The following is a 25,521-nucleotide window of genomic DNA, read 5'->3' as shown; positions in this document are numbered from 1 at the left end:
GGCCACGGCCCGGTCCGTGCGTCCGCCACGGCCTGCCTACTGCGGCGGCTCGTCGCGGAACTGGTTCTTCATCTGCTCCTGGCCGGCGTCCACCTGGCCGCTGTACTTGCCCTGCGTGCGTTCGTCGACGGCGTCACCCGCCTTGTCGACGGCCTTGTCGGCCTGTTCCTCGTGGCCCTTCAGCAGGTTCTTGAGCTTATCCATCATGGACATGTGGTCACACTCCCGGATGAGACGGCCCCACTCCTCCAATATCACCGCGCATCCCCCCGCGCGCATCCCGCCGGGCGCGCGGCGGGCTTGGCAAGGCGATTCCGGTCCTGTCAAATCGTGAGTTCACGGCCCGTCGGAAGGAGTCGCCTTGAAGCTGCGCACCCGTCGCTCGACCGCCCCGCTCGACCGTTCGCCCCGGCACGACCACGCCACCAGGCCCGACACCGCCACCCCGTTACGGCGCCCCCGCACCGCCGTCACCGCGCGTCGCGCGGGCGCCGCACTGACCGTCGCCGCCCTGGTCACCCCGCTGCTGCTGGCCGGTGCCGGTGTCGCCGTGGCCGACCCGGACCCGGCGCGCAAGGGCGCCAAGCTGGCCGCCCGGCTGGTCGACGCCGCCGATGCCGAGTCCGCCCACGACACCCTGGCCGCGCTGCAGCGGTTCGCCGACCGCAACGGCGGTACCCGGGTGGCCGGTTCGAAGGGCCACGAGCAGTCCGCGCAGTACGTCTACGAGCGGGCACGGCGCGCCGGTCTCAAGGTGTCCAAGCAGGAGTTCGAGTACACCTTCTTCGAGGCCCGCACGCAGCGCCTCGACGTGCTGTCCCCGACGGCGGAGTCCGTGCCGGTGATCGCCATGACGTACTCGGTGGGCGGACCGGAGGCGGGCCTGACCGCCGAGTTGGCGGTCGCCCCGGTCAGCGCCACCACCGGTTGCGCGCCCACCGACTACCCGGCCGGCGGGTTCACCGGCAGGATCGCCCTGATCCGGCGCGGCGGCTGCAGCTTCGCCCAGAAGCAGGCCGCCGCGGCGGCGGCGGGCGCGATCGGGGCGCTCGTCTACAACAACGCCGAGGGCGACCTCAACGGGACCCTCGGGGACCCGACGGCCGGGAAGGTGCCGACCGGCGGGATCACCGGCGCGGCGGGCGAGGCCCTGGCCGCCGCGGCGGCCGCCGGGCCCGTCCGGGTGACCCTCGACATCCGCACCGTCATGGAACCGCGCAAGACCTGGAACGTCATCGCCGAGACCCGTGGCGGGGACCCGGAGAACACCGTGATGGTCGGGGCGCACCTCGACTCCGTCCCGGCCGGGCCGGGCATCAACGACAACGGCTCCGGCTCGGCGGGCATCCTGGAGGTCGCGGAGAACCTCAACGTCCACCCGGTGAAGAACAAGGTCAGATTCGCCTGGTGGTCCGCCGAGGAGTTCGGCCTCAAGGGCTCCGAGGCGTACGTGAAGTCACTCTCCGAGGCGGATCGGAAGAAGATCCGGCTCTACCTCAACTTCGACATGATCGCATCCCCCAACCACGCGCAGTTCGTCTACAACGGCTCCGGCAGCGCCGGCGGCGGCGCCGGTCCCGAGGGCTCGGCGCAGATCGAACGGGACATCACCGGCTACCTGGACGGCCTCGGCCGGCCGCACGACCCGACCGCCTTCGACGGCCGCTCCGACTACGGTCCGTTCATCGACGCCGGCATCCCGGCCGGCGGCACCGACACCGGCGCCGAGAAGATCAAGTCCCCGGAGCAGGCGGAGCGTTACGGCGGCACGGCGGGCGCCGCGTACGACTCCTGCTACCACAAGGACTGCGACAACCTGGGCAACATCGACATGGAGGCCTTCGACGTCAACATCGACGTGATCGCCCACGCCGTCGGCACCTACGCCTGGGACCTCTCCTCGCTGCAACGGCCCGTACCGGCGCAGTCCCCGGCCGGCAAGGCCGCGGCCGCAGCAGCCGACGCGAGCGCCGCAGGCACCGGCGGCGTGAGCGGCTGCGCCGACGAAGTGACGGCCTGACGCCCGGGTGGGCCCGCTGCCGTCCTCGGGCGGCGGGCCCACCCGCCCGCCGTAGGCGCCGCTCGCGCGGCGAACACCCTGCGTGACCTCGGCATCCGCTCCCTCCCCTCCGTCATCGCCCCTGGTGGGCGCCGGTGCGGTCACCGTAGCGGAGACCACTGACAATTCGGCCCCCGGGCCTGTACGGTGCCGCGCGGAGCGCATCCGTCGAGACCCGATGGGTGCGCCGAGCCCGGTCCTGCCACCATGGGACCGAGATCACGACACCGTGACACCCTCGGAGGAGTCAGCAACATGAGCACGCACTACGACGTCGTCGTCCTCGGCGCGGGCCCCGGCGGCTACACCGCCGCCGTCCGCTCGGCCCAGCTGGGCCTGAAGGTCGCGGTCATCGAGGCCAAGTACTGGGGCGGCGTCTGCCTCAACGTCGGCTGCATCCCCTCCAAGGCCCTGCTGCGCAACGCCGAACTCGCCCACATCTTCACCAAGGAGGCCAAGACCTTCGGCATCAAGGTCGAGGGCCAGGTGACCTTCGACTTCGGCGAGGCGTTCCGCCGCAGCCGCTCGGTGGCCGACGGCCGGGTCAAGGGCGTCCACTACCTGATGAAGAAGAACGGCATCACCGAGTACGACGGCTGGGGCACCTTCGTCGACGACCGCACCATCCAGGTCGCGCTCAGCGGCGGCGGCTTCGACGTCGTCACCTTCGACCACTGCATCATCGCGGCCGGCGCCACCACCCGCCTGCTGCCCGGCACCAGCCTGAGCGACCGCGTGGTCACCTACGAGGAGCAGATCCTCACCGAGGAGCTGCCGGAGAGCATCATCATCGCGGGCGCCGGCGCGATCGGCGTCGAGTTCGCGTACGTGCTGCACAACTACGGCGTGAAGGTCACCATCGTCGAGTTCCTCGACCGCGTGGTGCCGCTGGAGGACGTCGAGGTCTCCACGGAACTCGCCAAGCAGTACCGCAAGCTGGGCATCGAGGTGCTGACCTCCACCCGCGTCGAGTCGATCGACGACAGCGACGCCAACGCCAAGGTCCGCGTCACCGTCACCAAGGACGGCGAGCAGAAGGTGCTGGAGGCCGACAAGGTGCTCCAGGCGATCGGCTTCGCGCCGCGCGTCAACGGCTACGGCCTGGAGAACACCGGCGTCAAGCTCACCGACCGCAACGCCATCGCCGTGGACGGCCGCGGCCGCACCAGCGTCGAGCACATCTTCGCCATCGGTGACGTCACCGCCAAGCTGATGCTCGCGCACGCCGCCGAGACGATGGCCGTGATCGCCGCCGAGACCATCGGCGGGGCGGAGACGATGGAGGTCGACTTCGTCATGATCCCGCGCGCCACCTACTGCCAGCCGCAGATCGCCTCCTTCGGCTACACCGAGGCACAGGCCCGCGAGCTGGGCTACGACGTCAAGGTCGCCAAGTTCCCGTTCACCGCCAACGGCAAGGCGCACGGCGTCGGCCACCCGATCGGCTTCGTCAAGGTCATCAGCGACAACACGCACGGCGAGCTGCTCGGCGCCCACCTGATCGGCCCCGAGGTCACCGAGCTGCTGCCCGAGCTGACGCTGGCCCAGCAGTGGGACCTGACCGTCCACGAGGTCGCCCGCAACGTGCACGCCCACCCGACCCTGGGCGAGGCGGTCAAGGAGGCCATCCACGGCCTCGCCGGTCACATGATCAACATGTGACGCAGCAGTCCTGACGGCCGTCGTGCCCGCCGTGCCCGCCGTGCCCCGTCGAGCAGCAGTTCGACGGGGCACCGCGCGTCGGGGCGGGCGGTCCTCAGACCCGGCCCGCGATCAGGCCGAGCCGGCCGTCGAAGCGCCGGTAGAGCACGCGGCCGCGCCCGTCGGCGGGCTGCGCGAAGAACAGGAACGGCAGCCCGGCGCCCTCCAGTCGCTCGACGGCCTGCGCCTCGGTCAGCCGGGGCGCGCCGTTCGGACTCAGGGTGATCGGCACGGTGCGGCGCCCGGGCGGCCCGGCGGCGACGGTCCGGGCGAGGCGGTAGCCGGTGGGCCCGACGCGGTAGACGACGGCATCGGTCTCGGTCGCCGGATCGGTGAAGAGGTGGATGTCGTAGTCCATCGCGTCCATCGTCCGGGCGGCCGCCTCCGGCGAGCACCACACCAGCGCGGGCTCCTTGCGCCGGACGATCCGGGAGTCCGCGCCCGCGCCCGCGCCCGCGCCCGCGCCGACGGCGTCGCCGGTCTCGGAGTGCGCGAAGGTCGGGACGGTCGGGACGAAGGGGACGGCGAGCGCGGCGGTCCGGTGGCCGGGCCACGGGCGCGGCGCCCACGCGCCGGTGACCGCCCGGATCCTGCCGCGCAGCGCGTCGGCGACCCGGTCGAGCGAGTCGCCCAGCCCGGCCGCGACCTCCTGCACGCGGATCCGCCGCCCGTCCACCTCCGCGTTCACCTGCGCCAGCACACCGCCGGCCACGGACGCCAGCCTGATCCGCAGCGCCTCCACCAGCGTCCCCACCCCGGGAGCCACCGCCGCGGCGGCGACCCGGGACCGCGCCTCGGCCAGGACCTCGCCCGTCAGCCCCTCGAACGCCCTCACCGCCACCAACTCGCCCATCACCCAGGCCCTTCCACTCCCGTCCGGCGCATCCGTCGATCAGAATCCCGACCCCTGAGCCTCCCCGGCCAGGGCCCAACGACCCCACCTCATGGGCCCGCCGGGCATTGACCTGCACCGCAGGCCCGGCCACGCCGGGAAGGCCGGGGTCGCCCGGGCCGTCCCTCCATCTGTGGTCGGTGCCCCCGGGCCGTCCCTGCTTCTGCGCCCGTCCCGTCCCTCCTCTCCCGCTCAGTGCCTCCCCGGCCGCACCGGAGGGTGGGCCGGGCCGCGATGGGCAGCCGCCCAACCGGGGGACCGGAGTGGAGACGATGGACGGCCCGGCACTCTCGCGTCGGGAGCTGCGGATCCTGGCCGAGATCGAGTTCGACCTGCGTGCGGACGGCCGACCGGACCGCGCCCTGCGCACCGTGCGGCGCGGTCCCCGCTCGGTGCCGGGCGGCGCGCTGAGGGCCGCCGCCCGGGTGCCGCCGTCCGTGCTGTCGGTCCTGCTCGCCCTGTCGGCGGGCCTGCTGCTGGTCAGCGCCGATGCGCACTCAGCGGCCGTCCTTGCCGCCTTGGGCCCGATCTGGGCGGCGACGCTCGTCCTTTCGGCCGTGCGGCTGGTCGCCCGCCGCCGGGGGAGCCGGCCGTGACCGTGAGCGCCCGCCCGGGGCGCGTTCGGCCCGGATGTCGCGGAGTTCGCCGGTCACCGCCCAGGCGACCGACACCACCGGTACCGCCACCACCGCGCCCAGGACACCGGCCAGGACGGCGCCGCCGGTCACCGACAGGGCGATGACCACCGGGTGGATCCGGACCGACCAGCCGAGCACCAGCGGGTGCAGCAGGTGGCCCTCGATCTGGCCGATGACCACGATCAGGGCGAGCACCAGCAGCGCGATCACCGGACCGCGGGCCGCCAGGGCGACCAGGGAGGCGACGGCCAGGGCGATCGGGGAGCCGATCAGCGGGATGAGCGCCGCGACGAACTCCAGCACGGTCAGCGGCAGGACCAGCGGCACTCCGAGGATCGACAGGGCGATGCCGACCAGCACCGCATTGGTCGCCGCCACGATCAGCACGCCGCGCGTGTAGCCGGCGAAGGTGCGCCAGGCCGCCCGCCCGGCCCGGTCCCAGACCGTACGGCTGCCAATGGGCAGCTGGTGCTGGGCCCAGGACCACATCCGGTCGCCGGAGTGCAGGAAGAACACCGAGCAGAACACCGCGAGCGCGACGCCGGTGAGCAGTTCGACGGCCCGACCGGCGCCGCTGAGCGCCGTGCTGACCAGCGTCGAGCGGTGGGCGGCGATGAATTCGCCGATCTTGGCCCGCAGGTCGGTGACGGTGCCGGGTCGCAGGTGGAAGGGGGAGCCGGTCAGCCAGCGGTCGATCCGGCCGAGGCCGCCACGCAGCTCGTTGCCCAGTCGGTTCCACTCGTCGGCGACGGTGGTGCCCACCAGCGTCAGGACCCCGCCGATCACCAGGATGGTGCAGAGGAAGGCGAGCAGGACGGCCAGCGAGCGGGGCGTCACCCTCGCCAGCAGGTCGACCAGCGGGCGCAGCACCGAGGTGACGACCAGGGCCAGGAACAGCGCGATCAGCGGCAGTTCGAGCCGGGTCAGGACGTCCACCACCAGGTAGGCGCCGACGCCGAGCAGCCCCAGGCGCCAGGCGTACCCGGCGGCGGTCCGCAGCCCGGCGGGCACCCGTTCGGCGGAGGGCGTCCGGCCCCCGGGCGGCGCCGTCGAGCCTTCGCGGCGCGGCGTCACCCGGGGGCGGCGGCTGCCGAGCGGCACGGCCCGGCGGCCCGTTCCGGTGGAACCGGGCGGCTCGTGCCCCGGGCGGGGGCTCACCGGCGCCTCATGCCGAGGACCCGGTCATGCGGTCCGCGGTGGTGACTCTGCTGTCCATGGAAGCCTCCCCGGTGGAAGTCCTGCACCCAGTCTCTCCGGCGGGGCCGTCTCGCACCTGCCGTGTGCGGCGCGCACGCGGCGTCGGGCGCGCCCGTGTCACGGCGGCGAGCCGGGCGCGGGCGGGGCGGCCCTGGCCGCGTCGGCCGTCGGCGGGTCGGCCGTCGTCGAACCGGCCGTCGGCGGGTCCGACACCCGCGGGTCGGAAACCGGCGGGTCGCGCACGGGCGGCCCGGCTCCGGCGGGCGGTGAGGAGAGCCGCCCGTCGTGCCGGTGCAGGTGCAGGACCGGGAGGAGCCGCCAGGTGCACAGGAACCAGAGCATGACGGCTCCGGCGATCAAGCTGGAGGAGGCCGAGTCGTCGGTCGCGACCCGGAGCAGGAGCAGCAGCGCGGAGCTGATGGTCAGCGCCAGCAGCACCAGCCCGGTCGTCACCAACCGGGCCGCCGCGGTCACCAGTTGGGGCTTGAGGCGGTGCCCGGCGAAGATCCGGTGGTAGGCGACCGGGGCGGCGAGCGAGCCGGTGGCGAGTGCGCCGAGGACGACGGTGGCCACGTACAGGCCCTGGTCGAAGTCGCTGAGCCCGGGGAAGCGGGCCATGAAGACCACGCTCAGCAGGAAGCCGAAGAGCACCTGGGAGCCGGTCTGGGCGACGCGCACCTCCTGGAGCAGGTCGCTCCAGCGCCGGTCCGCCCGTTCCTCGGGCGACTCCCGGCGTCCGGTCCGGCGTGCGGCCCGGCGATCGGCGGGGCCGGTCCGGCCGGTGTCCGGCGTCGTGGTCATGGGATCGCCTCCGAGTCCTGCTCCACCGGTGCGTGTAGCCGGGCCCGGAGCGGGCAAACGCCGAGCCGGACTCCCTTGCAGCGGCCGGTCACCGCGGGCTGCCGGAACAAGCGGGCGGTCCGTGTACAACTGGCCTGGTGCGGGAGGAGAATCGATGGGACAGGGTGGGGGGAGAAGGAGGCCGTCATGGGAAGCCTCACGCACCGCTACGCGGTGACGCTCCCCGGCCCGATCGGCGGGCACGCTCCACCGGCCGTCGTCGTCGTTCACGAGACGCAGACCGTGGGGCCCGACGGAGGCTTCGTCTGGGAGAGTACGGACGGTGCACTCCGGGTGGAGATCAGCGGCGAGGTGGCCACGGTCCTCGCCGCCCGGGGAACCGGCAGCCGACACCCCTGTCTGCTGGCCGTGCCACTGCCGTGACGAACGAGGGCCGCGACCACGGGGCGCCGCGGCCGACGGAGGACGGAGGACGGACGCCGCGGTCGAGGCCGCGGCGTCCGCCGTGACGCGTGCCGGAAGGAGGGCCGGCCCGGGCGCCGTCGCGGGCACCGACGCGGGAACGGGACGGGAACCGGGACGGGCGTCGTCCGTGACGGGGCTGACGGGACCGCTACCGGGCGCTGGCCGCCAGGGCCTCACGCACGGTGACCAGGCAGGGATCGCAGTACCGGTCCGGCCCGGCCGAGTCGGTGCCGTCCCCCGCCGGGACGACGCGCTGGGACGGTTCGAGGAACCGTCCGCACAGCGAGGACGACGCGTCGTCCTTCGCCACCACGTGCCACACCACGGCGGGCGGGGACACCGCCGGGTCGTGCTCGGCCCACATCTCGTACACGGCGCTACCTCCGGATCGCTGGGGCTCGGTCAGTCCATGCTCTCCGGGGGTCTTCCGAACGGCCACCGGGCCAGACCCGGTGGGATGGTTGTGAAGGACATCCCGTGAAGGACCCCCGATGAACGACACCCTGGCCGAGTACCGCCGCCGCCGGGACTTCTCGAAGACCGCGGAACCGGAGGCCGGGCGACGACGACGATCCGGGCCTCACCGCGTGCCGTCGGACCCCTGCCACCGCCGTCCGGCTCGTGGCGGACGACCCGCGGCAGGGGTTCCGCGGTCGCGGCCCTGCCCCGCCGCCGGCCGACGCCGGAGCACCAGCAGGTCGAGCGCCGCGAGGCCGGCGAAAGCCGCGCACAACGCCGCGAAGAATGCGTAGCTGCCCTGGTTCGGGGCCGGGCCGGGGGAGGCCAGGGCGGCGAGGACGGCGAAGGCCGCCGTCCCGAGGACGAACAGGACCAGGAAGACCCGGGACAGCATGCGGCGCAGCTCAAGGTCCGAACGCGCGGTCACGGGTTCGCTGCCCCGGCGCACCGTGTCCTGCGGGCGGAGCCGGGGTGTGGTCCGGCCGGGGCCCTGCGGGGCGTGCCGGAAGTCGTGGCGCTCGCCCGCCCGGCGTCGGGTCCCGTGGAGGAAGCCCGGTCTGCGTTGTACGGCCATGGTGGCCCCCGAACGGAGCGGTCGGTCTGGGTGACCGGTCTGCTGCCGTCCGCGTCTGCCCCGGCACGGCGGTGGCACACGCGCGGCCACTCCCGAAGTCCTCCCCAGCACGCCCGCTACCCGTGCGGTCGCCCGAGGCGCAGCCGTACGGCCAGCTGGGGGCCCTGCTCCTCGCGCGACTCCTCCTCCGTCGCGCAGAGCCCGGCGAGCACGCTCAGCACCCGTCGGACGTCATCGGGCGAGCCGAGCAGGTCCGCGCCTACTCCGCCCGCCAGGGCGATCGGGCGCTCCGGCCCGTCCGGGCTCCCGGTTCCGGGCGACTCCCGGGCTCCCGGCGGAAGGCGCGGGTCGTACGGAACATCAGGGTCGTGCGGATCGCGTGGAACCCGCGGATCGCGCGGATCACGCGCGTCGAAGGACTGGGAGAGGCGCACCGAGACGCCGTCGGGCTGGGCTCCGGCCACCACCCGGGTGCCCTCCGAGGTCACGGTGGCAGGGTCCTCCCACGCGTTGCCGATCCTGGTCCGCCCGCGCCCGGTGTGGGTGGGGAAGGCGGCCTCCAGCGCGTCGAGCACCGCCTCCGCCGCCTGCTGCGGGCCGTCGCCGAGCCGGACGAGCACGTGTCCGGCCGCCAGGGGCAGGCCCATGGCCGCGCCTCCTCCCGGTCGGGTTCGTTCCCTTCCGTTCTACGACCGATCACGCGGCTCGCGCACCCCGGCCTGCCGCGACCTCAGCCCGCGCGCAGCCGGGTCAGCAGCTCCGGCAGGTCCGCCACCGAGTCGAGCACGTGGTCGGGCTCGCCGTTCCCCCGCTCCGGCGCGCCGGGGGCCGCCTTGCCGGTGCGGACCAGCACGCCGCCGATCCCGTGGTGCTGCGCCCCGAGCACGTCCGACTCGATGTCGTCCCCGACCATCACCGCCTCGGCCGCCGAGACCCCCAGGTGGGCCAGGGCCGCGGCGAAGAAGGCCCCGGCCGGTTTGCCGACCACCTCGGCCCGGACGCCGGTCGCGTACTCCAGCCCCGCGACGAAGGCGCCGCTGTCCAGCCGGAGGCCCTCCGGGGTCCGCCAGTAGGCGTTGCGGTGCATGGCGACCAGGCGTGCCCCGCCGCGGAGGGCGGCGAAGGCCCGGTCGAGCGCCCGGTACCCGAACTCGGGCCCGGCGCCGCCGACCAGCACCACCTCGGCGTCCGCCGGGTCGTCCACCAGCCGCAGCGGGGCCAGGTCGTCCTCGATGTCGCCGCTGTTGAGCAGCAGGCATCGGGTGCCGGCGAGGCGTTCGGCGGTGGCGGCGGGTGCGGTGAGCACCTGCTCGATGCCGACCGGGAAGCCGTGCGCGGCGAGCGTGTCGGCGATCGAACGACGGGTGCGGGAGGTGGTGTTGGTCAGCAGCACGTACCGGACGCCGTCGTCGTCCAGCCGCCGGAGGGCTTCCACGGCGCCCGGGAGCGGCTTCCAGCCGATCGTGAGCACGCCGTCGATGTCGAGCAGTGCCGCCTGGCCTCGTCCCATGCTCCCGACCCTAACGAGCGACACCGGCCGCGGCGCGCTGCCGAGCCGGTGCGCAGGTCCCGGTGGGCAGGCCCGATGCGCAGGCCCCGGTGGGTGGGTTCACGGCCCCTGCCCGCCCCGGACGCGCGGACACCGCCGGGCCCGTGGAGGGCCCGGCGGTGTCGGGTCACCGCGTGTCACACGCGTCTCCGAGCGTCACACGCATTGCCGCGCGTCACCGCGCGCGTCACCGGCGCCCCCGGAGACGGCGCGCGCCGGACGGGTCGTCAGGCGCGGCGGCCGCGCCGGCGGCGGGTGACGTACACCGCGCCGCCGCCGAGCGCCAGCAGCGCCACGGCCGTGGCCGCGATCGGCAGGGTGTTGGAGTCCGCGCCGGTCGTGGCCAGCGCGGGGCCGGACGCGCCGCTGGTGGGTGCCGCGACGGCGGTGCCGCTGCCGGAGCCGTCCGTCGGGCCGGCCGGGGCGGAGGTCGAAGCACCGCCGGTGGGCCCGCCGGTCGGGGTGGCGGTGCCGGCCGGCTGGCCGGTGGCGGGGTCGAGCAGGAGGGTCGCCTGCTGCGGGTTCTTGAAGTCGAACATGCCCTCGATGGAGGCGGCGTGCTCGTCGAAGGAGAAGTCGCCGATCCGGCCGGTCTTCCAGTTGTCCTCGACGAAGCGCAGGATCGAGGTCTGGTCGGTCTGCGTGTGGTCGACGAAGTTGGCCTTGGCGAACGGGGAGGCCACCAGCAGCGGCAGGCGCGGGCCGAAGCCACAGCGGTCGGCGTAGCCGCCCCACCCGGCGTCCTTGCCGCACTGGCCGGGGCCGTTGAGGCCGTCGTTGGCGGCGTCCCGCGAGCCGTTGACGGGCTCGGCGAACTTGTGGTCGTACCAGCCGTCCGAGTCGTCGTAGGCGATGACGACGGCGGTGGAGGCCCAGTCCTTGGACTTCTGCAGCTTGTTCAGGGTGTCCACGACGAAGTGCTGCTCGTCCAGCGGGTCGGAGTAACCCGCGTGGCCGTCCTGGTAGTTGGCGGCCTTGAGGTAGCTGACGGCGGGCAGGTTGCCGTGCTGCAGGGCGGCGTCGAAGTCGGTCAGGTCGTACTGGTGGTTGGCCTGGCCGTTGTGGCCGATCTCGTCCACGTCCTTGGGCGCCTGGTGCTTCGGGTTCGCCGTGGACTTGTAGTACTGGAACGGCTCGTGGTGCGGGTTGTAGTCGGTCTGGGAGGCGCCCACGATGTTGTCGTGCGCGGCCCCGCAGACGGCCTTGCCGTCCTTGTCGCCGGTCGGCTTGAAGCCGCCCTGGAACCAGCCCCAGCTGACGCCCTTGTCGTTGAGCAGGTCGCCTACGTTCTTGCCGGTCATGACCAGCTGGTTGTGCTGGGGGTTGGAGCACTCGTCGTAGCCCGGGTCCGGGTCGTTGATGACGGTGCCGACGCCGTTGGCGTCCGGGGAGGCGACCACGTAGGCGTCGGTGGTCTTCTGGCCGGTCTTCGGGTCCACCGGGTAACCGCCGTGCAACTGCCCGGAGATCAGGTTGAGCGCGCCGGGGGTGGACGGGCCGTAGTTGGTGCCGAAGGAGTTGTCGCTCATCGCGAAGCGCTGGGCGTAGTTCCACATGCCGGTGACGGTGTTGCCGTCGTAGTAGTCCATCACCAGGCCGGGCTGGGTGAACATCGGGGCCTTGCAGCTCTCGACGTCGGTGTGCTCGACGAACTTGTCCATCTTGCCGCCGTCGAAGGCGAGTTGCTCGTCCTTGTAGGTGTGGTCCTGGTCGCAGGTGACGGCCTGGGCCGGGCTCAGCCGCTTCGGGTTGGTCCCGTTCGGGTTGTGGTGGAGCAGGTCGTCGGAGAGGCCGTCGACCTTCGGGGTGCCGGGCTTGGCGGTGAACTTCACCTTGTCGTCGGCGGTGTTGGCCGCGTTCGGGTAGGTGCCGAAGTAGTGGTCGAAGGAGACGTTCTCCTGGAAGATCACCACCAGGTGCTTGACCGGGGTGGAGGTCTGCGGGGCGTCGGCCGCGAAGGCCGCGGGCGCGCCGCCGAAGGTCGTCAGCGAGAGCGCGCCGACCAGGCCGGCGCCGTGCCGGAGCCACCGTGAGCGGGTGGGAACTGCGTGCATGGTTGGTACCTCGAACGTCATGTCATTTTCGGAGTCGGGCCCCGCCGCGTGGAGCTTCGGGTGGATCTTGGAGTGGCGGGGCGCCATGAAGGTAGACGGGCGAGGTGAACGCAATTTACATGTGCATGTGAACCCGGAATGAACCGGGGTGGTCCGAGGGGGAGCCTTCGGGCTTCGAATCGGTTCGGGTGCGGTCGGGCGGCGGATGGTTCGTCAACCGCCTTTCGAGGCCCGGCGGTCGACCGGCCGTCAGTCGACGAGCAGGGACTCGGTCCCGACCAGCACCAGGGCCAGTCCCTGTTCGAAGCCCTCGTCGAAGTCCACGAACATCACCCGGCCCGCCTCGGCGGCGAGCGGGTGGGCGGACAGCCGGTCGGCGCGGGCCTCGACGTCGTAGCCCTCGTCGCCGTCGAACGGATTGGGCGCCATGGCCTGCTCCTCGATGACGTAGCCGATGGTGTAGCTGTACGCCGTGTACCAGGCCCGGGTGGCGGTGGCCAGGGTGAAGCCGGCGTCGATCAGCAGGCGCAGCGAGGCGTCCAGGCCGGCCGCGTACGAGGTGTCGGTGAACCGGGCGCCGCTGTACACCTTGGCGCCGTCGCGGTAGCGCAGCAGCTCGGCGCGCAGGGTGCGCATCGTCGTGAGGTAGGCGTCCCGCCAGTCGCAGGTGCGCCGTCCGTCGCCCGCCTCGGCGGTCCGGGCCGTCATGCGGCGCATGATCTCGGTCGCCATCTCGTCCAGCAGCGCCTGCTTGTCCTTGAAGTGCCAGTAGAGCGCGGGTGCCTTGACGTCGAGCTCGGCGGCGATGGCGCGCAGGGTGAGGCCGTCGAGGCCGACCTCGTTGAGCAGCTTCAGTGCGGCGTCGACGACCTGCTTGCGGTCGAGCTTGGGGGTCTTCTGCGGGGTCACGCTTGACAGTTTAACGCCGTTAAGTGCACGCTTCCGGCATCGGCTGCTTAACAACGTTAAGGGGGTTGCCGTGACTGCTCTCGGCATGCAAACGGACGTCCTGATCATCGGCGCCGGGCCCACCGGCCTCGCCCTCGCACTCGACCTCGCCCGGCACGGCGTCACCGCGCTGCCGGTCGAGCGCGGCGCGGAACTCTTCCCCGGCTCGCGCGGCAAGGGCCTGCAGCCGCGCACGCTGGAGGTCCTCGACGACTTCGGCGTGCTCGACCGGGTCCGCGCGGTCGCGGGCCACTACCCGCCCACCCTGTTCTGGAAGGACGGTGAGCCGCAGGACGGGCAGAGCATGTACGACCCGACCGAGCCGTCCGAGCCCGAGCCGTACACCGAGACGCTGATGCTGCCCCAGTGGCGCACCCAGCAGGTCCTCCACGAGCGGCTGCGCGAACTGGGCGGCGAGGTCGCGTTCGGCCGCGAGCTGGTCGCCCTCACCCAGGACGAGGAGGGCGTGACCGCCGGGTTCGCCACCGGCGCGCCGGTCCGGGCCCGCTACCTCGTCGCGGCCGACGGCGGACGCTCGACCGTCCGGCGGCTGCTCGGCATCGGGATGACCGGCGAGACGGTCGACCCGGCCCCCATGCTGGTCGCGGACGTACGGGTGACCGGGCTGGACCGCGAACACTGGCACGTGTTCCGGTCCGACGACGGCCTGCTGGCGATCTGCCCGCTGGGCGGCACCGAGGACTACCAGCTGGTCGCCCAGTTCCCCGAGGGGGCGGCCGTGGAGCACACCCTCGACGGTCTGCGCGCGGTGGTCGCCGCCCGCTCCCACCTGACCGCCGAACAGGTCACCGAGCTGCGGTGGGCCTCCGAGTTCCGCCCGCGCGCGGCGCTCGCCGACCGCTTCCGCGCAGGCCGGGTCTTCCTCGCCGGCGACGCCGCGCACGTCCACTCGCCGGCCGGCGGGCAGGGCCTCAACACCAGCGTCCAGGACGCGTACAACCTGGCCTGGAAGCTCGCCGCCGTCCTGGCCGGCCGCGCGGACGCGTCGCTGCTGGACACCTACGAGGAGGAGCGCCGGGCCAACGCGGCGGCGATGCTCGCCCTGTCGACCCGCGTCCACCGGGGCGAGCAGCGCCGCGGCCGGGCCACCCAGCAACTCGGCCTCGGCTACCGGGAGTCCTCGCTCGCCGTGGACACCCGCCCGGACCTCCCGGAGGACGCGCTGCGGGCCGGTGACCGCGCCCCCGACGGCCGCCGGGGCGGCACCCGCCTGTTCGACGCCTTCCGCGGCCCGCACTGGACCCTGCTCGCCGTCGGCACCGACGACCCGCTGCCCGGCGTCACCGCTCCGGTCGTCCGCATCCCCGCCTACGAGGCGTACGGGACCGGCGTGTTCCTGGTCCGGCCCGACGGCTACCTCGGCTGGGCCGGAAGCACCCCCGACGGCCTCGCGGACTACGCGGCCCGCCACGGCCTGCTCGCCGGCTGACCGTCCGGGCGACGCCTCCGGGGCGGGGGAGGGGGCGCGGCGGATCGGTGCCACCGCGGGCGGAGCCGGGCCTCCCGTCCGCGGTCCGTCCCGGTGACGGCTCCGGCGACGGCCCCGGCGGCGGCTCCGGTGGCAGGCGGTCGGCGAGGCGGCCGCGGCGACGTCCGATCGGCGGACCCGTGTGATCAGCGGATTCGTCGGGTCAGTCGGGCGGCTCGTTCGGCCCCGGGTCGTGGGCCGGTTCGGTCGTCGCGTACTCCGGGCCGTCCTGCGGCCCCTTCTCCTCCTCGTGCTCGGGCGGCGGCGAGCCCTCGCCGGTCATCCGGGACTCAGGGGTCTCGACCGCCTGCGGGGGGTCCCCGGGGACGGGCTGATCCTGGTCGGTCACGTCGGTCACGGCATTCGCCTCCTCGACCGGGTGCGGTGCGGGCCACAGCGGGTGGGGACCGTCCGATGACGGTCCCCACCCCGCCGGGTCAGTGCTTCCCCGCGTCCTTGATCTTCTCGCCGGCCTGCTTCAGGTCGCTCGTCACCTGTTCGCCCTTGCCCTTGAGCTCGGTCGAACGGTCGCCGGTGACCTTGCCGACGGCTTCCTTGGCCTTCCCGCCGGCCTTCTCCGCCATGTTGCGCATCTTGTCGTCGGTGCCCATGGCAGGTGCTCCTCTCGTCGACGGGGCGAAGTCCGCCCCGGGCCGCGTCTGCCCCGGGGGCCGGGTTCCATGCGCCGTGGCGCGCGGTCAGTTCGTCCGCGCGCCGGCCTCGGCGGCGGCCTTCAGGTCGTGCAGCCAGCCCTCCAGGCCCTGGCGCAGGAGCGCGGTGGCGGCAGGGGCGTTCGCGTCGACCTGGGGGCCGGTGTGGGTCTCCTCGGTGCGGACCAGGACGCCGCCGTCGACCTCGGTGAAGTTCCACACGTGGACGCCGTCGATGTGCAGCCCCGCGGCGTCGGCCGGGCCGGTCCAGCGGATGCAGGAGCCGGGCCGCAGCTGCTGCACGGTCGAGGTGATGTCGAGGCTGGTGGCCGTGGTGGCGGGGTTCGGCGGCAGCGGGGTGGTCCACCGGAACGCGGAGCCCGGGCGCAGCGGTCCGTGGTCGAGGCGCTCGGCGGTCGCCACGGTGGCCTGCCAGGCGGGCCAGCGCGCGACGTCGGTCTGCAGCTTCCAGACGGTGCGCAGCGGCGCGTGGACGACCGTCTCGGTCCGGTACCGGACCTGCGCGTCGGGGTCGACGCCGGCCCCGCGGCAGGTGAGGGGGGCGTCGCGGTGGGAGGCGGTGGCCCCGGCGGGCGCGGCGGCGGTGCCGAGCAGGCCGAGGACGAGCGGGACGGTGACGAGGGCGGCGCGGCGGATCGCGGACACGGGAGTCCCCTTCGCTGACGGGCCGTCGGGACGGACGGCGCGGTTCGCGGTGAGCTAGATGCTCATGCGTTCGTTAGAAGTTCTAACTCCTCGGCGCCCGGGGCGTCAAGAGTTTCGTGATAACCTCTAACGAAAGCGTGAGCATGTAGTCGGATCACCGGGAGCGGGCGGACCATGGCGAAGACGGGCGCGGACACCCCGCGCGAGCGCTACCGCGCCCAGCTGCGCGAAGAGGTCAAGCAGCACGCCTGGCGGCAGATCGCCACGGCGGGCGCCTCCGCGCTCTCGCTCAACGCGATCGCCAAGCAGATGGGCCTCAGCGGCCCCGCGCTCTACCGCTACTTCGCCGGCCGCGACGAGCTGATCACCGAGCTGGTCCGGGACGCCTACCGCAGCCTCGCCGACACGCTGGCCGCCGCCGCCGACGACGACGGCGCCGACCTGGCCGGGCTCGCCCGCGCCCTGCGCGGCTGGGCCCTGGCCGACCCCCAGCGGTACTTCCTGCTCTACGGCACCCCGGTCCCCGGCTACCACGCGCCCGAGGACACCACCGTCATCGCCGACGAGATCATGCGCACCCTGCTCGACGCCTGCGCCGCGCTCGCCCCCGCTCCCGCCGGCACGCCCGGAACCCCGTTCGCCGACCATCTGGCGGCCCACCGGGACTGGGTCGGCGACCATCCCGCCACGCCCGCGGCCCTGCACCGCTTCCTGGTCCTCTGGACCCGCCTGCACGGAGTCCTGTCCCTGGAACTCGCCGGGCACTTCACCGGCATGGGCTTCCGGCCCGAGCTGCTCTTCGAGGCCGAACTGGACGGCCTGACGGCGCCCCTGGCCTGACGGCGCCCCAGGCCTGACGGCGTTCTGTTCCGGCGGCATCCGGCGGCATCCGGCGGCATCCGGCGCCCGACACCCGCCTGCCCGCCGCCCGAGCGCCGCCCATGTCGCCGCCCCCGTGCGAGCGCGCCCGCCGCAGCGTCACGGCGTCGCGGCGCCGTGGCGGGCCCACGGGCCGGGGCGGCCGGCGGCTCAGGCCTGTCCGGGGTGCGGCTCCGGAGGCGGCGCCGGGTCCGGGTCCGGGAACGGCGGGACCGGCGGCGGGACCGGGTCGGGCGGCTCGCCCGGCCGGGGCGCGGGGTACGGGTGCGGGATCGGCCCGGTGTCCGGGTCCGGGGGTGTCGGGACGGTCATCGCGCACCTCCTGGTCGGGTGGTTGCGCCGCCGCGCCTACCCGGCGCGCCCCCCGCGAATCCCCGGCGGTGCTACGAGGCCTCGCCCGGATCCGGGAAGGAGTGGTGCTCGTGCGCGACCAGCCACCGCCCGTCCTCCTTGCGCAGGCCGACGGTCAGCCGCAGCCGCTGCGCCGGGCGGTCGGCGAAGTCCTGCGGGGTGCCGCAGCGCAGCAGGGCGTGCGCGAAGGCGACGTCCGCACCGGCGGTCACCTCCAGCGATTCGATCTCGAAGGCGGCGCCCTGCGCCTGCCACTCGAAGAACGGGGGCCAGGTCTCCCGGTACGCGTCGAGCCCGCGCACGCCCTCGTACGGCGGTGGCACGTCGAACATCACGATGTCCGCCGCGTGGTCGGCGACGACCCCTCTGAGGTCGCCCGCATGGACCGCGGCGGCCCAGCTCCGGACCAGGTCGGCGACCTGCTCCTCGTCACTGTCGGCCATGGTCAGGATGCTACGGCCGCTCCTCGGGCCCGCGCCTGCGCACCGGGCCGTTTGCCACGGCCCCGCCACCCTGGAACCGGCCCGGCTCCGCCGTCAGGCGACGGCACGCCGCGCTGATGGGGCGTGTACGGCCCGTCGCACTCCGTCGGGGAGCGCGCGCCGAGCGCCGGAGTGTTCACGAAACCGTCACTCCGGGTAGTTGATCAGGTGCAAAGAGTGTCAGGGGGGTGGTTCAGGGAGTCACGATGTCGGAACACGACCCGTTCGGCACGCGTGCCGGTTCGGAAGGGCCCCCGGTGCAGTCCGGCCGGGTGCCGCCGCAGCTGCCACCGCCCGCGAGCGGCGCCGGGCACGCCCCGGCCGGCCCGGGCGGCCACGACTCCGCCGGCCCCGAGGAGGACGCCGACCCCGCGGACCCCTGGCCCGACCGGATGCTGCCGCTGCTGCGCACCCCGGCGGCCGAGCGCAGGCTCGTGGCGGAGGCCCCCGGAGCGGGGCGGCCGGGCGCGGCCGAACCGGCCCGGGTCCTGGACCTCGCGCTGCTGGTGGGGGAGCTGCTGCTGGCCAGCGGTGAGGCGGCGGAGGACGTCGAAGCGGCCATGCTCGCCGTCGCCCGGGCCTACCGCGTCCATCCGTGCGACCCGCAGGTCACCTTCACCCGGGTGGCGATCTCCTACCAGCCGGGCGCGCCCGAGCCGTCGCTGACGGCGGAGTGCTCCGTGCGCAGCCCGGCCGGGGACTACGCGCGGCTGGCCGCCGTCTTCAGGCAGGTCACCGCGATCACGGCCGGCGGCGTCCCGGTCCACGAGGCGTACGAGCGGCTGGTGGCCGTGCACCGGCACGGTCGCCGCTACCCCGGCTGGCTGCTCCTGCTGTGCTGCGGCCTGCTGGCCGGAGCCGCGACCCTGCTGGTCGGCGGCCGCACCGACGCCCGGGCCTGGCTGGTGTTCGCCAGCGCCGTCGTCGCGGCGCTGGCGGGCGACCGGCTCTCGGCCCTGGTGACGCGCCACGACCTCCCGGCCTTCTACCGGTTCGTGGTGGCCGCGGCCCCGGCGGCCGTGATCGGCATCCTGCTGTCGTTCAACGGGCTGCACCTGCGCGGATCGGTGGTGATCACCGGCGGACTGTTCGCGCTGCTGCCGGGCTGGCCCATGGTGGCGGCGGCCCAGGACGGCCTGGCGGGCTTCTACCTGACCGCCGCCGCCCGCCTGCTGGAGGCGCTGTACCTGATGGCCGGCGTGGTGATCGGCGTGATGACGGTGCTCTACGTCGGCGTCAACAACGGCGCGGACCTCGCCTCCCAGGACGTCCCGGCCGGCGCGGTGAACCCGCCGCTGCAGCTCGCCGCGGCGGTGCTGCTGACCCTGACCTTCGCGGTGCTGCTGAACACCGAGCCGGGCGCGCTGCCCGCGGTCATGCTCAACAGCGCGGCCGGCTGGACCACGTACGGGGTGCTGGCCAACGCCGGCGCGGAGCCGATGCTGGCCACCGGACTCGCCGCGGGGCTGGTGGGCCTGTCCGGCCAGCTGATGGCGCGCTACCGGGGTGGCCCGGTGCTGCCGCACGTCACGGCGGCGCTGGGCCCGCTGCTGCCCGGGTCGGTGCTGTACTTCGGGATGCTCGCCTTCGTCCGGGGCCGGCCGGAAGTCGGGCTGAGCGGCATCGGGCGCGCCGTCGCGATGTCGATGGCCCTCGCGATCGGCGTGAACCTGGGCCGCGAACTGGCCCGGCTCTTCCTGCCCGCCCCGCGCGCCGCCCCGCCCGCCCGCCGCAGCGGCGGCCGCCACCGCAGGTGACGGCTGGTGCGTGCCGGCCGACCGGTCAGGCGTCCGACCGGTCAGGCGTCCGACCGGTTCGGCGTGCGAACGGTTGGGCGTCCGACCGTTTGACGTGCGGCCGGCGAGGTAGACGCGCAGCTGTGAACCGGGCCGAGGACGGGCGGCGTCGAGAGGCCGCCCGTTCGACGCCCGTCCCCCTCGTCAACCCCGGGAGGCTCCCGTGATCGTGCTCGGCGTCATCCTGCTCATCATCGGCTTCGTCACCAGCATCTCGATCCTGTGGACCATCGGCCTCGTGCTGCTCCTGGTCGGCCTCATCCTGTGGGTCGCCGGGGCGCTCGGCCACGCCGTCGGCGGACGCCGCCACTACTACTGACGAGGCCGGTGATGTGACCCCCGTTCAATGCCGTGCCGGCCGGTGCGGGCGCTCGGCGCCCCGCCGGCCGGCGTCAGCGCAGCAGTGCGGCGAGCAGCTCGGCGATGGTCGGACCGGCGTCGGCCGGGTGCCGCAGCTGCTTGCCGGTCATCACGCTGTAGTGGTTGGCGCGCCCGCGCCGCTCGTGCGCGAGGTAGCCCGCCTCCTCCAGGTCGGCGATGATCCGCTGGACGGCGCGCTCGGTGAGCAGGCACCGGGCCGCGATGTCGCGCACCCGGATGCCGGGGTCGCGAGCGATCTGCACGAGGACGCGGGCGTGGTTCGTCAGGAAGGTCCACTGCCGCGCCGTGGCCGGGCCGGTTTCCACGGCCCAAGGATATGGCCGCCGGACCCGCCCCGAAACCGGCCGCACCCCTCAGGGGCACTCCTCGTGCAGCCCGCACAGCCAGGCCAGCGCCTGGTGGGCGCCCAGGACGTACGCGTGGTCGGTGCCCTGCACCAGGGCCCGGCGCAGGCGCACGGCGGCGGCCTGGCACTCCGCCAGCAGCTGTGCCCGGCACGGCTCGGCCGTGCCGACCGCGGCGGTGGCGGTGACCGGTGCCGCGACCTGGGCCCCGGCGGCCCACCGGTACGCCCCCAGCACGCCGTGTTCGAAGCCGGTCCACGGCCGCGGGCGCCGGTTGGCCGTGTCGATCGCGGCGAACACCTCGTCCAGCGGGCGCACCCCCACGGCCGGGATCGTCTCGTCACTGGTCATGCCCGCAACCTACGTCCGCCCGGCGCCGCCGCCCCCTCCGGCGGCCCGGCGGCCGCGTGATCCACCCGAGCGGCGCAGGGCCGGGTGTCCCGGCGTCCCGGCGGTGCGGGTCAGCAGGAACCCGCCCGGTAGTCTGACCGGGTCGTGCCCGGCCGGCGAGGTGGCCGGGCCGGATGGACGGTGCGGGCCGAGGTCCGCCGTGGAGAACCTTGATGACTCGTCGTTTTGACTGCTCGGACGCGTCCGAGCGCGCAGCCGGGCTGCGCGAGGCCGTGGCCGCGGTGCGCCGCGGTGAACTCGTCGTGCTGCCCACGGACACGGTGTACGGGGTGGGAGCGGACGCCTTCGCGCCGGAGGCGGTCGCCCGCCTGCTGGCGGCCAAGGGCCGCGGCCGCAACATGCCCTCGCCGGTGCTGGTCGGCTCCCCGGAGGGCCTGGACGGCCTGGTCGAGGTGACGGACCGCGCGCGGGCCCTGGTGGCGGCGTTCTGGCCGGGCGGGCTGACGGTGGTCGCCCGTCACCTGAAGTCGGTCGAGCTGGACCTCGGCGAGACCGGCGGAACCGTCGCGGTCCGGATGCCCGCGCACCCGGTCGCCATCGAACTCCTCAACGCCACGGGCCCGTTGGCGGTCTCCAGTGCCAACCTGACCGGGCAGGACTCCCCGCAGGACTGCGACGCCGCCCAGGGCATGCTGGGCGACTCGGTGGCCGTCTACCTCGACGGGGGCCGGACCGCGGCCGCGGTGGGGTCCTCGATCGTGGACGTCACGGGCGAGGTGCCCGTGCTGCTGCGCGCGGGCGCGATCGGCGCCGAGCGGCTGCGCGAGGTCGTCCCGGACCTGCTGGAGCGCTGAACCGCCCGACCTGCGCGCGCAGGGCCCACCGAGGCCGCGCGCAGGGCCGCCCGGCCCCGGACGCCGCCCGGTCGGGGCGCCGCACCGCGTGGCGCCCCGGCGGGCCGGACGGCCACCGCTAGGGTCGGCGATGGCGCGCGGGAGTGGGCCCTCCCGCCGAGCGGGGGAGGGGGCGCCGCCGCGAGGGGGGCTCGTCGGCTCCGCTGCGGAGGTTCCATGAGCGCCACGTCCACCGCGTCGCGTCGTACCCAGGCCCGTCTCCACCAGGGCAGCACGCTGCTGCGCTGGCTGTTCACCACGGACCACAAGGTCATCGGGAACCTCTACCTGGCGACCGCGTTCGGGTTCTTCCTGGTCGGCGGTGTGCTGGCGCTGCTGATGCGCGCCCAGCTGATGGGCCCCGACACCGGGTTCCTGTCGAACGAGCGCTACAACCAGATGTTCACCATGCACGGCACGGTCATGCTGCTGCTGTTCGCCACCCCGACCTTCGCCGGGTTCGCCAACGCGATCATGCCGCTGCAGATCGGGTCGCCGGACGTCGCGTTCCCCCGGCTGAACGCCTTCACCTACTGGGCGTTCCTGCTCGGCGGGCTGATGGTGCTGAGCGGCTTCCTCACCTCCACGGGGGCGCCCGCCTTCGGCTGGTTCGCCTACGCGCCGCTGAACGGGCCGGTGTACTCCCCGGGGCAGGGCGGGGACCTCTGGGCCTTCGGCCTGGTGGTGGCCGGCCTCGGGACGATCCTCGGCTCGGTCAACTTCATCACCACCATCACCTGCCTGCGGGCGCCCGGCATGACGCTCTTCCGGATGCCGATCTTCACCTGGAACGTGCTGTTCACCTCGATCATGGTGCTGCTGGCCTTCCCGGTGCTGACGGCCGCGCTGCTCTGCCTGGAGGCGGACCGGAAGTTCGGCGCGCACGCCTTCGACCCGGCGAACGGCGGGGCGATCCTGTGGCAGCACCTCTTCTGGTTCTTCGGCCACCCGGAGGTCTACATCGTCGCGGTGCCGTTCTTCGGCATCATCAGCGAGATCATCCCCGTGTTCAGCCGCAAACCGCTGTTCGGCTACTACGGCATGATCGGCGCGACCATCGCGATCACCGCCCTGTCCATGACGGTGTGGGCGCACCACATGTTCGTCACCGGCCAGGTGCTGCTGCCGTTCTTCTCGATGATGTCCTTCCTCATCGCGGTGCCCACCGGGGTGAAGTTCTTCAACTGGATCGGCACGATGTGGAACGGCTCGCTGTCCTTCGAGACCCCGATGCTGTGGTCGCTCGGCTTCCTGGTGACCTTCCTGTTCGGCGGGCTGAGCGGGGTGCTGCTGGCCGCGCCGCCGATCGACTTCCACGTCTCCGACAGCTACTTCGTGGTGGCCCACCTGCACTACGTGGTGTTCGGCACGGTGGTGTTCGCCACCTTCGGCGGCTTCTACTTCTGGTGGCCGAAGCTGACCGGGAAGCTGCTCGACGAGCGGCTGGGGAAGGTCCACTTCTGGGTCCTGTTCGTCGGGTTCCAGACCACCTTCCTGGTGATGCACTGGCTGGGGGCCCAGGGCATGCCGCGCCGCTACGCGACCTACCTGGCGGTGGACGACTTCACCGCCCTCAACGTGTGCGCCTCGATCGGCTCGTTCCTGCTCGGCGTCTCCAACCTGCCGTTCTTCTACAACGTCTGGACCACCACCCGGCACGGCACCCGGGTCACCGAGGACGACCCGTGGGGCTGGGGCCGCTCGCTGGAGTGGGCCACCTCCTGCCCGCCGCCGCACCACAACTTCGAGGCGCTGCCGCGGATCCGCTCCGAGTCGCCGGCCTTCGACCTGCACCACCCGGAGGTGCCGACCGAGGAGCCGGTGGGCGGAGCGGCCGACCGTACGGGCGGACGGGGGAGCGGGCGGTGAAGACGGAGGGCCGGCTGTTCGCCGTCATGACGGTGTTCTTCGCGGTGACCGGGCTGATCTACGGATTCTGGGCGCAGGAGCCCGCCGGCACGGCGATCCTGGCGGTGGCGTTCCTGATGTCGGGGCTGATCGCGCTGTTCTGGTTCGTCCAGTACCGGCGGAGTGGCGGCGGCCGGCCGCAGGACCGCGGGGACGCCGAGATCGCGGAGGCCGTCGGCCCGGTGGGCTTCTTCCCGGCCCGCAGCGGCTACCCGGTGCTGACGGCGGCCGGCCTGACGGTCCTCGCCCTCGGCCTGGTCTTCGCCCGCTGGCTGGTCGTCGTGGGTGCCGTCGTGCTGGCCCTCGCCGTGTCCGGGTTCATCTTCCAGTACGGCGACGACGACGGGTGAGTCGGCGGAGCAGCCGGCGGGCCGGGCCGGCCCGGGTCGGCCCGGTGGGCGGCCCGGCGGGCGCCTCGGGGTGGGCGGGGCTGGTGAGGACACCCGCGATGAACTCCGACTCCCCTTCGGTGGCGGGGAGTTCGACCCGGTCCCGGTAGAACCAGGCGCCCGCCGCGGCCCGGGCCCGCTCGCGCCGCGGCGCGAGGTCCGGGGCCGGGAGCGGGTCCGGCGCGGCCCGCGCGAGCAGGACGAACCGCTCGTCGGCGGGCAGCGGGCGGCGGTGGCCGGTGAAGCCGCCGTCGTGGCCCTGGTCGATCCGGCCGGTCTCGTCGCCCTTCAGCAGCCGGTCGCGGTCCCTGGCCTGCAGGGCCAGGCAGAGCCGCCGGGTGAGCAGGAAGGCCGCGGGCGGCAGCAGGATCAGCGCCGCCCGCAGCACGACGGTGATCGCGTTGACCGAGAGGCCGAAGACGAAGGCGATCACGTCGTTGCCGCCGGCGATCAGCAGCACGGCGTAGAAGGTGATCCCCGCGACCCCCAGCCCGGTGCGGGTGGGCTTGTTGCGAGGGCGGTCGCACAGGTGCTGTTCGCCGCGCTCGGGGTCGAGCCAGCGCTCGGCGAAGGGGTAGGCGTACAGCACCGCGAAGAGCAGGCCGGGCAGCACCAGGGCCGGGAGGAGGACGTTCCACGACACCGTGTGCCCGAACAGGGAGGTCTCCGCGGCGGGCATCAGCCGAAGCGCGCCCTCGATGAAGCCGATGTACCAGTCCGGCTGGGCGCCGGCCGCGGCCACGTCGGGCCGGTAGGAGGCGTAGCGCCAGATCGGGTTGACCTCGGCGAGGAAGGCGGACAGCGCCATGATGCCGGCCACCGCGAAGGTCAGACCGACCGTACGGGTCAGGAACTGCGGGAAGAAGGGCATCCCGACGACGTTGCGGTTGGTGCGGCCGGGGGCGGCCCACTGGGTGTGCTTCAGCACCACGACCAGCGTCAGGTGGGCCCCGACCAGGGCCAGCAGCAGGCCGGGCACCAGGAGGATGTGCACGGTGAACAGCCGGGGGATGACCTCGTGGCCGGGGAACTGGCCGCCGAAGGCGAAGAACGTCAGGTAGGTGCCGACCAGCGGCACCGAGAGCAGCACGCCCTCGGCGATCCGCAGCCCGGTGCCGGAGAGGGAGTCGTCCGGCAGCGAGTAGCCGGAGAACCCTTCGAGCAGGGCCAGGTTGAACAGCGTCACCCCGATGACCCAGTTGAGTTCGCGCGGCCGGCGGAAGGCCCCGGTGAAGAACACCCGCAGCAGGTGCACGCCGATCGCCGAGACGAACAACAGTGCCGACCAGTGGTGGATCTGACGGATCATCAGGCCTCCGCGCACCTCGAAGCTGATGTCCAGCGTCGAGGCGTAGGCCTCGGAGACCAGCACCCCGCGCAGCGGCAGGTAGGCGCCGTCGTAGACGACCTCGTTCATGTTCGGGACGAAGAAGAACGTCAGGAACACACCGGTCAGCAGCAGCACGACGAAGCTGTACAGCGCGAGCTCGCCCAGCAGGAACGACCAGTGGTCCGGGAACACCTTGCGCAGCAGCTCCCGGCCCGCCTCCATGACCGGCAACCGCCCGTCCAGCCGGGTCACGACGCGTTCACCGGCGGACGGCT

28 protein-coding genes are annotated in these 25,521 nt (G+C 73.8%); 11 read left to right on the top strand and 17 right to left on the bottom strand.

Annotated features, from left to right (window positions below; all coding sequences use genetic code 11):
• Window positions 1-36: 36 nt before the first annotated feature.
• Window positions 37-213, bottom strand: a complete 177-nt coding sequence (locus tag ACZ7KX_RS23030) for an antitoxin (RefSeq protein ID WP_350524715.1) — start codon at window positions 211-213, stop codon at window positions 37-39.
• Window positions 214-496: 283 nt separating this feature from the next.
• On the opposite strand from ACZ7KX_RS23030, the gene ACZ7KX_RS23025 reads away from it, so the two are divergent.
• Complete coding sequence (locus tag ACZ7KX_RS23025; protein WP_470328198.1) at window positions 497-2,020, top strand: M28 family metallopeptidase; 1,524 nt, start codon at window positions 497-499, stop codon at window positions 2,018-2,020.
• 294 nt (window positions 2,021-2,314) lie between these two features.
• On the top strand, window positions 2,315-3,721 hold the full coding sequence (lpdA, locus tag ACZ7KX_RS23020; protein WP_470328083.1) for a dihydrolipoyl dehydrogenase: 1,407 nt from the start codon (window positions 2,315-2,317) through the stop codon (window positions 3,719-3,721).
• 94 nt (window positions 3,722-3,815) lie between these two features.
• Here lpdA and ACZ7KX_RS23015 read toward each other — a convergent pair whose 3' ends face one another.
• The gene (locus ACZ7KX_RS23015) at window positions 3,816-4,613 is read right to left on the bottom strand and encodes a sigma 54 modulation/S30EA ribosomal C-terminal domain-containing protein (protein WP_470328082.1); all 798 of its coding nucleotides are present in this window, start codon (window positions 4,611-4,613) and stop codon (window positions 3,816-3,818) included.
• A gap of 311 nt (window positions 4,614-4,924) precedes the next feature.
• Here ACZ7KX_RS23015 and ACZ7KX_RS23010 point away from each other — a divergent pair, with 311 nt between their 5' ends.
• Complete coding sequence (locus ACZ7KX_RS23010) at window positions 4,925-5,248, top strand: hypothetical protein (RefSeq protein ID WP_470328081.1); 324 nt, start codon at window positions 4,925-4,927, stop codon at window positions 5,246-5,248.
• Here ACZ7KX_RS23010 and ACZ7KX_RS23005 read toward each other — a convergent pair.
• Complete coding sequence (locus ACZ7KX_RS23005) at window positions 5,150-6,448, bottom strand: AI-2E family transporter (protein WP_470328080.1); 1,299 nt, start codon at window positions 6,446-6,448, stop codon at window positions 5,150-5,152. The genes ACZ7KX_RS23010 and ACZ7KX_RS23005 overlap by 99 nt on opposite strands.
• A gap of 156 nt (window positions 6,449-6,604) precedes the next feature.
• Window positions 6,605-7,288 carry a DUF6328 family protein gene (locus tag ACZ7KX_RS23000; RefSeq protein ID WP_470328079.1) on the bottom strand — a complete coding sequence of 228 codons (684 nt, stop codon included), beginning with the start codon at window positions 7,286-7,288 and terminating at the stop codon, window positions 6,605-6,607.
• A gap of 186 nt (window positions 7,289-7,474) precedes the next feature.
• Between ACZ7KX_RS23000 and ACZ7KX_RS22995 the strand changes: the two genes are divergently transcribed.
• Window positions 7,475-7,711, top strand: a complete 237-nt coding sequence (locus tag ACZ7KX_RS22995; RefSeq protein ID WP_470328078.1) for a DUF6296 family protein — start codon at window positions 7,475-7,477, stop codon at window positions 7,709-7,711.
• 190 nt (window positions 7,712-7,901) lie between these two features.
• Here ACZ7KX_RS22995 and ACZ7KX_RS22990 read toward each other — a convergent pair whose 3' ends face one another.
• From ACZ7KX_RS22990 to ACZ7KX_RS22965, 6 genes are all read right to left on the bottom strand, one after another.
• Window positions 7,902-8,126: a hypothetical protein gene (locus ACZ7KX_RS22990; protein ID WP_350524708.1), complete on the bottom strand. Its 225-nt coding sequence runs from the start codon at window positions 8,124-8,126 to the stop codon at window positions 7,902-7,904.
• Window positions 8,127-8,333: 207 nt separating this feature from the next.
• Window positions 8,334-8,786, bottom strand: a complete 453-nt coding sequence (locus ACZ7KX_RS22985; RefSeq protein WP_470328077.1) for a DUF6343 family protein — start codon at window positions 8,784-8,786, stop codon at window positions 8,334-8,336.
• A gap of 116 nt (window positions 8,787-8,902) precedes the next feature.
• Complete coding sequence (locus tag ACZ7KX_RS22980) at window positions 8,903-9,433, bottom strand: hypothetical protein (RefSeq protein ID WP_470328076.1); 531 nt, start codon at window positions 9,431-9,433, stop codon at window positions 8,903-8,905.
• 83 nt (window positions 9,434-9,516) lie between these two features.
• The gene (locus ACZ7KX_RS22975; RefSeq protein WP_470328075.1) at window positions 9,517-10,296 is read right to left on the bottom strand and encodes an HAD-IIA family hydrolase; all 780 of its coding nucleotides are present in this window, start codon (window positions 10,294-10,296) and stop codon (window positions 9,517-9,519) included.
• Window positions 10,297-10,562: 266 nt separating this feature from the next.
• Window positions 10,563-12,389: a phospholipase C gene (locus tag ACZ7KX_RS22970; RefSeq protein ID WP_470328074.1), complete on the bottom strand. Its 1,827-nt coding sequence runs from the start codon at window positions 12,387-12,389 to the stop codon at window positions 10,563-10,565.
• Window positions 12,390-12,638: 249 nt separating this feature from the next.
• Window positions 12,639-13,298 (bottom strand): TetR/AcrR family transcriptional regulator C-terminal domain-containing protein, encoded by a 660-nt coding sequence (locus ACZ7KX_RS22965; RefSeq protein ID WP_470328073.1) that lies wholly within the window; start codon window positions 13,296-13,298, stop codon window positions 12,639-12,641.
• 85 nt (window positions 13,299-13,383) lie between these two features.
• Here ACZ7KX_RS22965 and ACZ7KX_RS22960 point away from each other — a divergent pair, with 85 nt between their 5' ends.
• Window positions 13,384-14,787 carry an FAD-dependent monooxygenase gene (locus ACZ7KX_RS22960; RefSeq protein ID WP_470328197.1) on the top strand — a complete coding sequence of 468 codons (1,404 nt, stop codon included), beginning with the start codon at window positions 13,384-13,386 and terminating at the stop codon, window positions 14,785-14,787.
• Window positions 14,788-14,989: 202 nt separating this feature from the next.
• Here ACZ7KX_RS22960 and ACZ7KX_RS22955 read toward each other — a convergent pair whose 3' ends face one another.
• The 3 genes from ACZ7KX_RS22955 to ACZ7KX_RS22945 all read right to left on the bottom strand — a co-directional run bounded on the left by ACZ7KX_RS22955 (window position 14,990) and on the right by ACZ7KX_RS22945 (window position 16,142).
• A complete protein-coding gene (locus tag ACZ7KX_RS22955) occupies window positions 14,990-15,184 on the bottom strand; it encodes a hypothetical protein (protein WP_470328072.1) in 195 nt (64 codons plus the stop codon).
• 79 nt (window positions 15,185-15,263) lie between these two features.
• Window positions 15,264-15,437, bottom strand: a complete 174-nt coding sequence (locus ACZ7KX_RS22950; RefSeq protein ID WP_396546545.1) for a CsbD family protein — start codon at window positions 15,435-15,437, stop codon at window positions 15,264-15,266.
• An 87-nt stretch (window positions 15,438-15,524) separates the two neighbouring features.
• Entirely contained in the window at window positions 15,525-16,142 is a 618-nt protein-coding gene (locus ACZ7KX_RS22945) for an SRPBCC family protein (protein WP_470328071.1), read from the bottom strand.
• A gap of 174 nt (window positions 16,143-16,316) precedes the next feature.
• On the opposite strand from ACZ7KX_RS22945, the gene ACZ7KX_RS22940 reads away from it, so the two are divergent.
• The gene (locus tag ACZ7KX_RS22940; protein WP_470328070.1) at window positions 16,317-16,982 is read left to right on the top strand and encodes a TetR/AcrR family transcriptional regulator; all 666 of its coding nucleotides are present in this window, start codon (window positions 16,317-16,319) and stop codon (window positions 16,980-16,982) included.
• A 422-nt stretch (window positions 16,983-17,404) separates the two neighbouring features.
• On the opposite strand, the gene ACZ7KX_RS22935 is transcribed toward ACZ7KX_RS22940, so the two are convergent.
• A complete protein-coding gene (locus ACZ7KX_RS22935; RefSeq protein WP_396546541.1) occupies window positions 17,405-17,815 on the bottom strand; it encodes a nuclear transport factor 2 family protein in 411 nt (136 codons plus the stop codon).
• Between the two features lie 245 nt (window positions 17,816-18,060).
• On the opposite strand from ACZ7KX_RS22935, the gene ACZ7KX_RS22930 reads away from it, so the two are divergent.
• The gene (locus ACZ7KX_RS22930) at window positions 18,061-19,611 is read left to right on the top strand and encodes a threonine/serine exporter family protein (RefSeq protein WP_470328069.1); all 1,551 of its coding nucleotides are present in this window, start codon (window positions 18,061-18,063) and stop codon (window positions 19,609-19,611) included.
• A gap of 202 nt (window positions 19,612-19,813) precedes the next feature.
• Window positions 19,814-19,969, top strand: coding sequence for a DUF6131 family protein (locus ACZ7KX_RS22925; RefSeq protein WP_470328068.1), 156 nt, complete (start codon window positions 19,814-19,816; stop codon window positions 19,967-19,969).
• Window positions 19,970-20,042: 73 nt separating this feature from the next.
• Here ACZ7KX_RS22925 and ACZ7KX_RS22920 read toward each other — a convergent pair whose 3' ends face one another.
• Both ACZ7KX_RS22920 and ACZ7KX_RS22915 read right to left on the bottom strand, forming a co-directional pair.
• The gene (locus ACZ7KX_RS22920) at window positions 20,043-20,336 is read right to left on the bottom strand and encodes a helix-turn-helix transcriptional regulator (RefSeq protein ID WP_350524696.1); all 294 of its coding nucleotides are present in this window, start codon (window positions 20,334-20,336) and stop codon (window positions 20,043-20,045) included.
• Between the two features lie 48 nt (window positions 20,337-20,384).
• The gene (locus ACZ7KX_RS22915) at window positions 20,385-20,726 is read right to left on the bottom strand and encodes a hypothetical protein (RefSeq protein ID WP_350524695.1); all 342 of its coding nucleotides are present in this window, start codon (window positions 20,724-20,726) and stop codon (window positions 20,385-20,387) included.
• A gap of 212 nt (window positions 20,727-20,938) precedes the next feature.
• On the opposite strand from ACZ7KX_RS22915, the gene ACZ7KX_RS22910 reads away from it, so the two are divergent.
• The 3 genes from ACZ7KX_RS22910 (at window position 20,939) to ctaF (ending at window position 23,877) form a co-directional block, all read left to right on the top strand.
• Entirely contained in the window at window positions 20,939-21,580 is a 642-nt protein-coding gene (locus ACZ7KX_RS22910) for an L-threonylcarbamoyladenylate synthase (RefSeq protein WP_350524694.1), read from the top strand.
• Between the two features lie 216 nt (window positions 21,581-21,796).
• Window positions 21,797-23,488, top strand: coding sequence for an aa3-type cytochrome oxidase subunit I (gene ctaD, locus ACZ7KX_RS22905; protein WP_350524693.1), 1,692 nt, complete (start codon window positions 21,797-21,799; stop codon window positions 23,486-23,488).
• Window positions 23,485-23,877 carry an aa3-type cytochrome oxidase subunit IV gene (ctaF, locus tag ACZ7KX_RS22900; RefSeq protein ID WP_470328067.1) on the top strand — a complete coding sequence of 131 codons (393 nt, stop codon included), beginning with the start codon at window positions 23,485-23,487 and terminating at the stop codon, window positions 23,875-23,877. The genes ctaD and ctaF overlap by 4 nt, the downstream gene beginning before the upstream one ends.
• Here ctaF and qcrB read toward each other — a convergent pair.
• A complete protein-coding gene (qcrB, locus tag ACZ7KX_RS22895) occupies window positions 23,846-25,468 on the bottom strand; it encodes a cytochrome bc1 complex cytochrome b subunit (RefSeq protein ID WP_470328196.1) in 1,623 nt (540 codons plus the stop codon). The genes ctaF and qcrB overlap by 32 nt on opposite strands.
• Between the last annotated feature and the right edge of the window lie 53 nt (window positions 25,469-25,521).

It is taken from the genome of Kitasatospora sp. NPDC038210, assembly GCF_055600605.1.
The sequence above is the reverse complement of the archived record's forward strand: the minus strand, read 5'-3'. Positions and strand labels throughout refer to the sequence as shown.

Bases quoted from the DNA above. Each gene is read 5' to 3' on its own strand.
- ACZ7KX_RS22980 (WP_470328076.1), bottom strand. From the start codon at position 9,433: ATGGGCCTGCCCCTGGCGGCCGGACACGTGCTCGTCCGGCTCGGCGAC.
- ACZ7KX_RS22975 (WP_470328075.1), bottom strand. From the start codon at position 10,296: ATGGGACGAGGCCAGGCGGCACTGCTCGACATCGACGGCGTGCTCACG.
- ACZ7KX_RS22940 (WP_470328070.1), top strand. From the start codon at position 16,317: ATGGCGAAGACGGGCGCGGACACCCCGCGCGAGCGCTACCGCGCCCAG.
- ACZ7KX_RS23010 (WP_470328081.1), top strand. From the start codon at position 4,925: ATGGACGGCCCGGCACTCTCGCGTCGGGAGCTGCGGATCCTGGCCGAG.
- ctaD (WP_350524693.1), top strand. From the start codon at position 21,797: ATGAGCGCCACGTCCACCGCGTCGCGTCGTACCCAGGCCCGTCTCCAC.
- ACZ7KX_RS23000 (WP_470328079.1), bottom strand. From the start codon at position 7,288: ATGACCACGACGCCGGACACCGGCCGGACCGGCCCCGCCGATCGCCGG.
- ACZ7KX_RS22950 (WP_396546545.1), bottom strand. From the start codon at position 15,437: ATGGGCACCGACGACAAGATGCGCAACATGGCGGAGAAGGCCGGCGGG.
- ACZ7KX_RS22910 (WP_350524694.1), top strand. From the start codon at position 20,939: ATGACTCGTCGTTTTGACTGCTCGGACGCGTCCGAGCGCGCAGCCGGG.
- ACZ7KX_RS22985 (WP_470328077.1), bottom strand. From the start codon at position 8,786: ATGGCCGTACAACGCAGACCGGGCTTCCTCCACGGGACCCGACGCCGG.
- lpdA (WP_470328083.1), top strand. From the start codon at position 2,315: ATGAGCACGCACTACGACGTCGTCGTCCTCGGCGCGGGCCCCGGCGGC.
- qcrB (WP_470328196.1), bottom strand. From the start codon at position 25,468: ATGGAGGCGGGCCGGGAGCTGCTGCGCAAGGTGTTCCCGGACCACTGG.
- ACZ7KX_RS22995 (WP_470328078.1), top strand. From the start codon at position 7,475: ATGGGAAGCCTCACGCACCGCTACGCGGTGACGCTCCCCGGCCCGATC.
- ACZ7KX_RS22915 (WP_350524695.1), bottom strand. From the start codon at position 20,726: ATGACCAGTGACGAGACGATCCCGGCCGTGGGGGTGCGCCCGCTGGAC.
- ACZ7KX_RS23030 (WP_350524715.1), bottom strand. From the start codon at position 213: ATGTCCATGATGGATAAGCTCAAGAACCTGCTGAAGGGCCACGAGGAA.
- ACZ7KX_RS22935 (WP_396546541.1), bottom strand. From the start codon at position 17,815: ATGGCCGACAGTGACGAGGAGCAGGTCGCCGACCTGGTCCGGAGCTGG.
- ACZ7KX_RS22930 (WP_470328069.1), top strand. From the start codon at position 18,061: ATGTCGGAACACGACCCGTTCGGCACGCGTGCCGGTTCGGAAGGGCCC.
- ACZ7KX_RS22960 (WP_470328197.1), top strand. From the start codon at position 13,384: ATGCAAACGGACGTCCTGATCATCGGCGCCGGGCCCACCGGCCTCGCC.
- ACZ7KX_RS23015 (WP_470328082.1), bottom strand. From the start codon at position 4,613: ATGGGCGAGTTGGTGGCGGTGAGGGCGTTCGAGGGGCTGACGGGCGAG.
- ACZ7KX_RS22970 (WP_470328074.1), bottom strand. From the start codon at position 12,389: ATGCACGCAGTTCCCACCCGCTCACGGTGGCTCCGGCACGGCGCCGGC.